At 37.6% G+C, this 4,647-nt stretch carries 7 protein-coding genes; 6 read left to right on the forward strand and 1 reads right to left on the reverse strand.

Going from position 1 to position 4,647, the window contains the following annotated elements; translation table 11 throughout:
• Positions 1–369: 369 nt before the first annotated feature.
• Both IV84_RS09600 and IV84_RS09605 read left to right on the forward strand, forming a co-directional pair.
• Positions 370–1,170, forward strand: coding sequence for a ParA family protein (locus IV84_RS09600; RefSeq protein WP_015639692.1), 801 nt, complete (start codon positions 370–372; stop codon positions 1,168–1,170).
• 1 nt (position 1,171) lies between these two features.
• Complete coding sequence (locus tag IV84_RS09605) at positions 1,172–1,522, forward strand: DUF5388 domain-containing protein (protein WP_056986569.1); 351 nt, start codon at positions 1,172–1,174, stop codon at positions 1,520–1,522.
• Between the two features lie 114 nt (positions 1,523–1,636).
• On the opposite strand, the gene IV84_RS10790 is transcribed toward IV84_RS09605, so the two are convergent.
• Positions 1,637–1,798, reverse strand: a complete 162-nt coding sequence (locus IV84_RS10790) for a transposase (RefSeq protein WP_080945591.1) — start codon at positions 1,796–1,798, stop codon at positions 1,637–1,639.
• A gap of 202 nt (positions 1,799–2,000) precedes the next feature.
• Between IV84_RS10790 and IV84_RS09610 the strand changes: the two genes are divergently transcribed.
• The 4 genes from IV84_RS09610 (at position 2,001) to IV84_RS09625 (ending at position 4,416) form a co-directional block, all read left to right on the forward strand.
• Positions 2,001–2,651: a recombinase family protein gene (locus IV84_RS09610; RefSeq protein ID WP_056986571.1), complete on the forward strand. Its 651-nt coding sequence runs from the start codon at positions 2,001–2,003 to the stop codon at positions 2,649–2,651.
• A gap of 5 nt (positions 2,652–2,656) precedes the next feature.
• Positions 2,657–2,941, forward strand: coding sequence for a BRCT domain-containing protein (locus IV84_RS09615; RefSeq protein ID WP_056986575.1), 285 nt, complete (start codon positions 2,657–2,659; stop codon positions 2,939–2,941).
• 80 nt (positions 2,942–3,021) lie between these two features.
• Positions 3,022–3,480 carry an alcohol dehydrogenase gene (locus IV84_RS09620; protein WP_367366110.1) on the forward strand — a complete coding sequence of 153 codons (459 nt, stop codon included), beginning with the start codon at positions 3,022–3,024 and terminating at the stop codon, positions 3,478–3,480.
• Positions 3,481–4,017: 537 nt separating this feature from the next.
• Positions 4,018–4,416 (forward strand): pyridoxamine 5'-phosphate oxidase family protein, encoded by a 399-nt coding sequence (locus IV84_RS09625; RefSeq protein ID WP_003597456.1) that lies wholly within the window; start codon positions 4,018–4,020, stop codon positions 4,414–4,416.
• The last annotated feature ends 231 nt before the right edge of the window (positions 4,417–4,647 follow it).

Raw genomic sequence — 4,647 nt, forward strand, 5'->3', positions numbered from 1 at the left:
TCGCACCGGCCATGATATAATAGTCAGTAAACAGTGATGACTTTTATGTGGCGCTCACCGATTCCCGTCGGTGGGTGTTTTTTTATGTTCTATTTTATGTAACCAATATTACTCGTTGTTTGGTGATAAATCAACATTTCTTTTTATGTATCCTTGTATCCTTGTATCCTTGTATATTAATATCCTTGTATCTAAGTATCCTTGTATCCTTGTATCTAAGTATATTAGGATACTTGCAGTCAATCTTAATTTAACGGCTTTTGAGAAGAAATGTATCCTTGTATCCTTGTATCTTTGTATCTTTGTATGTTATCATCCTTGTATCCAAGTATCCTTGTATATTAGGATACTTAATTGGAGGTCAGTATAATGGGTGAAGTAATTACTTTTGGAAATTTTAAAGGTGGCACCGGTAAAACAACAAATGCCACGCTTGCATGCCTGGCACTAGCTCGTGCTGGTAAAAAAACGCTATTAATTGATTTCGATCCTCAAGCAAACGCTACAGATATTTACTTTAAAACCGCGGCTAATTTAGGCCACGATGATATTAAATTTAATCAAACCTTGCTTGCATCAATCCAAGAAGAGGACTTATCAAGATCGTTGGTTACTTTGGATAAAAACATTGACTTTATTCCATCAAGCGCAGATTTTTCATTGTACCCACGGATTATGGAAAAAAAGTTTAAAAATAATTATAAAGATAGAGTTACATATTTTAGCAAGCTACTTGCTTCACTAAAAGAAAAATATGATTTTGTGGTATTTGATTTGCCACCGACTATTTCCTTAATTTCTGATAGCGCCTTATACGCTTCAGATTGGGTTCTGATTATCCTTCAAACTCAAGAGCACAGTCTTCAGGGTGCCGAATCGTTTCTAAAATATATACAGGAACAGGTAATCGATGAATACGAAGCACCTAGTTTGAATTTACTCGGTATACTTCCTGTGCTATTAAAGAATGGGGCGCCTGTTGATCACAGCACATTAGAAGTAGCAGAAGAAGAATTTGGGAAAGAAAACATGTTAAAAACCCTAATTCGTAATATGGAAAGAATCAAAAGATATTCAATCAGAGGTGTATTTCTAAAAGATCAGTTCGATAAAAAAATAATTAGATTATACGATTCTGTGGCACAAGAAATTATTGAAAGGGCGGACTAGCATGGTGGAACTTTTACACAATCCTAACTCAAATAAAAGCAAAATAATTCCTAGAAAATCGGCGCCCCAGCCCCAAAAAGAAATTTCCATATCTTCTCTAAACGAATCAAACAAAACGAAGTCTAAACAAATAGATGGTGTTACTTTTGATACTACGCTCAGAATTGATAATCATCTAAAAAACTTTATGAAAGCTATGGTAATTTTAGGGTATAGCTCAACTCAACAAAACGGATTATCCCAATTACAAAAAACTTTTTTTGAATCGTTAACTAAGTCTGAACAAAATACGCTTACGACTCAAATACAGACTTTGGAAACCGGCGATGCTAACAAAGTAAAAAGTAAATAATCACGTGCTCTCAGACGACACGTTCACCTTTTAGATGTATACTTGTCCGTTTAAATTAAGCAGAATGCACACAAAAAAGTCCTCTATTATGCGGAATAGAGGGCTTTTCTGAAATCAGTACATACAGGCTTTGCTTAGGAGCGTTGCTTGTGTCCATGATAGAAAGTATTGAGCTTCAGCCGTTCCCCGACCATGAAATTCCTCACGAGTACCGAACACCTGAATGTTTGTGTCTGTAATTCCCAGTAATTTAAGTGTATTATCTAGTTGAGACATCTATTCCTACCCCGCTTATCTTGAGTTTCGTCGCTTAAAGCATAGCACTAGGGAGGCTTAGATGCCTTTTTTTGTTATCAAAAAGNAGATTTTGTTCCCACTATTTATATCCATTGTATATCATTTGGGCCTACCCTATTGTAACTAAAGAGAGAAGGGAGTATTATTAGTTACATATAAGTGACCCGGAGGTGACCTGGAATTGGCTAAAATCGGTTATGCGCGTGTTAGTACGCGTGATCAAAATCTTGCACGTCAAATTGAACAGCTACATGATGCCGGTGTTAATAAAATCTTTCAAGAGAAGCTTTCAGGTAAAAATGCCGATCGTCCTCAACTAAAAGCAATGTTAGACTATATTCGTGATGATGATGAAGTAGTGGTATTGAGTCTTGATCGACTTGGTCGCAATTCTCATGATTTGACTGACATCATCGAAACCATTCGGCATCATGGAGCTCAATTGAATGTTCTAAACCTGCCTAGCTTTGCAAGTATTGAAGATCCTAACCTTCGTAACTTGATTACGACAATTATTGTCGAACTATATAAGTATATTGCTCAAGAAGAGCGCGAAACTATTAAGATACGGCAACAACAAGGCATAGAAATTGCCAGACGCCAGGGCAAATATAAAGGAAAAATTCGCGAATATGGTCCTCATTCACCTAATCGTCAAAAACGCTATATATATAAAGAAGCCTGTCGCCTTTTAAATAGGAAGAAAGACGGAGATGAAACTCTGACCAAGCGACAAATTGCCCGCATGTTAGGTATTGCACCAGTAACCTTATATCGCATCGAAAAGTATCAGGCAGAAGATCTAGCAAATGTTCCCCCTAGTGAGAGGTAAACATCATGATAGATTTAAGGGGCAAACGAATTCTCTTTACAGGCCGTTTGCGATCTTTTCGTCGTTTCCAGGCACAACAGTTAGCAACTATTCTAGGAGCAAAACCTGTCAACGGGATTGACAAAAATGTCAATATCCTTGTGGTTGGTATTATTAGCAAACCCTATGATCAACTACTTACCACTCAAAAGTTAACGTATGCTAGAACCTATGGCATTCCAAAGATTGACGAATTAGCCTTTATTTCATGGTGCCAATGGCGATTAGATCAATTGAAAGCAACTCTTTAAGTACCTTCTTATCAAACGGGGGGATTAGTATGCAAAAGCGTATCGATTTGGCCAATCAAACGTTTGGATGATTCACAGTCATTAGTTTTTTTGGAAGCAGTTCTAATGGAAACGCGCTTTGGCTCTGTCAATGTCAATGTGGAAATAAATGTATTGTTGACAGTCAACGACTTCAAAAAGGATTCACTCGCAGTTGCGGGTGTTTGCGATCAGAAATAAGCAGATCAAACATAAAAGCTAATAACCAGACTAAAAAATACATGGGCAATCCCAAGAATTTTCAACTAATCAATCGAACAAATTTAGTTGCTTCTACACTTAAACGGTCCAATAACAAATCTGGCGTTATCGGAGTTAGTTGGGATAAAACTGCTCAAAAGTGGGTCGCAAGGCTGTACTTTCAAGGCCATCTTGTCCTAAATCATGTATATGTTCATATGGAGGATGCCATCGCTGCTCGCAAGGCAGCAGAGAAAAGGTATATTGTACCTTTGCAAAAGCAATATAATCAAACACACCAAAAAAATCAATTAAATTGATTAGACAATCCGATCTGGAGAAAATGCCATTACCTGCACTTTCTATAGACTTATAGAAAAGCCGATTCATTATAAAATGGTTCAATTCCGTAATCATGCAACTGCCCTAAATACTAAGATCAGTTTGCAAGAAAAGAAGCCGTAGCGTGTGTTTGTGGCATCAAGACTTAATTCGACAAACTCCCAGGACAACAATTATTGGGACAGCGTCGTGAAATGGGAAAACGAGGTTATCATCCAGATCAGAAACAGTGTGATCCTCTGTATCAAGGCCAACATTGCCTAGCATACAAGCAACTAAGTCCTGTTGCACTCACAATGCCCATCTATCCTGAGTATGACCAAGGATATAAACACGTTTGCCTAACTAATCTAACAAGCAAAAGGATCTTGTTAACCTTTCAGCGATCCTAGTCTGCGGTGTTCATCTGGGGACATAGGATTGACAAAATAGGATATTGACAAAACAGAATATCGGCAATATACTTACTAAAAGTAGTTGGAAAGCGTAATGTCGTGTTGATCGGAGAAAATTAAATGGTAAATCTTACAGAAGAAATGAAGAATATGTTAAAGAGTCAGCTCCCTTTCCTAGCAACAACAGGAATAGATGGCAAACCTCAAGTTGGTCCCAAGGGCTCACTACATGTCTTAGATGACTCACATTTAATCTACTTTGAGCATACCTTCAGGCAAGCCTATGATAATCTCTCGAGCAACCATTTGGCAGCGGTTGCGGTTGCTGATAGAGGCGCTCAACAGGGATTTCGCTTTGAGGGAACGGCTCATATTCATGAAACAGATGATTTTGCTAATCATATTTTAGATAAAACTAACATTTTTGACCGTTTCCCACGCGCTGGCGTAGTGGTCATTGATGTTGAACGAATCTATAAATTGGATAACACCTTAGAGGCTGGCATTCAAATCGCCTAGGGTTTTTAAAACAAATTCAACCGAGTAAGTCGAAGAACTTTTTAGTGTCCAAACTCATACAGTGTTTATTTCATGTCATTAAGTATTCATAAAGTGCTCCATAACTGTTAGATTTCTTGTCTAACAATTATGGAGAACTTTACCTGTCTTAGATTTTAGAAGTATCACTTGGTTTCTCAATTAACTTAAACCGTCGCTGCTGCGTGCGTTTACTAATCCCCGTCTTTCGTT

Origin of the sequence: Pediococcus damnosus (assembly GCF_001437255.1) — a bacterium.
In the GTDB taxonomy this organism is placed as follows: domain Bacteria; phylum Bacillota; class Bacilli; order Lactobacillales; family Lactobacillaceae; genus Pediococcus; species Pediococcus damnosus.

Coding starts and splice junctions, on each gene's coding strand:
- IV84_RS09600 (WP_015639692.1), top strand. CDS start 370: ATGGGTGAAGTAATTACTTTTGGAAATTTTAAAGGTGGCACCGGTAAA.
- IV84_RS09605 (WP_056986569.1), top strand. CDS start 1,172: ATGGTGGAACTTTTACACAATCCTAACTCAAATAAAAGCAAAATAATT.
- IV84_RS10790 (WP_080945591.1), bottom strand. CDS start 1,798: ATGTCTCAACTAGATAATACACTTAAATTACTGGGAATTACAGACACA.
- IV84_RS09615 (WP_056986575.1), top strand. CDS start 2,657: ATGATAGATTTAAGGGGCAAACGAATTCTCTTTACAGGCCGTTTGCGA.
- IV84_RS09625 (WP_003597456.1), top strand. CDS start 4,018: ATGGTAAATCTTACAGAAGAAATGAAGAATATGTTAAAGAGTCAGCTC.